Source organism: Pseudidiomarina piscicola (assembly GCF_902806985.1).
GTDB classification, from domain to species: domain Bacteria; phylum Pseudomonadota; class Gammaproteobacteria; order Enterobacterales; family Alteromonadaceae; genus Pseudidiomarina; species Pseudidiomarina piscicola.
In genome coordinates this window covers 1-676 of sequence record NZ_CADCXY010000012.1, presented here as the reverse complement: position 1 = coordinate 676, position 676 = coordinate 1, and the positions used below count along the sequence as shown (strand labels likewise).

Annotated in this window: 1 protein-coding gene; it reads right to left on the bottom strand. The window is 54.0% G+C overall.

All coding sequences use genetic code 11. The features are described from left to right. The coding region (locus PSI9734_RS11955; RefSeq protein WP_217420790.1) for a hypothetical protein at positions 1-676 on the bottom strand (676 nt) is incomplete at both ends.

Sequence of the window (676 nt, the reverse complement as noted above, 5' to 3'; positions counted from 1 at the left end):
GGCCGGATTATAGCTGTAACTGCTGTCGTTGAACCCCTGGTGGTCGAAATCAAGCACCCGGCCCATGCCGTCGTAGTTCAATGTGGTGATGGTGCTGCCCGCGCGCTCAATGCGACTGACACGACCTGCACGGTCATAGCTAAAATCAATCACCGGCGAAGCGCCATTTTCAAAAATGTTGGTTAAGCGCCCGCCCGCGTCATGGTTGTAGGTGACATAAAAGCCATCCGGGAACGTCGTGCGGGTCCGGCGATTGGCGTTATCAAAAGTGTAGCTCAACGTGCGATTATTCGTACGCTCCGAGATACGCCGGCCCAGACCATCATAACCGTAAGCCACCACTTGAGTTCCACGGGTGATCTGAGTTTCACGGCCCAGGCTGTCATAGCTAAAGTAAATGGTGCTTTCGTTTAGTATGACTGAGCTTGTACGCTGATCCCGGCTATCGTAGCTATGGATCAACGTCACCCCATCACGCTTGCGAAACGCTGTCAGATTACTGTTCGCGTCATAACTATTTTGCTCATAGCTCGCATCCGGGAAGGTGGTACGGTAAACCCGGTCATGCCCATCGTAACTGTAAAGCGTGCTATTGCCATTACCGTCTTCGCGCCTGCTGACCTCGCCATTCGCGGTATAGGCCGTGAACTGCTCAATACCCTCGGCGGCGGTACCG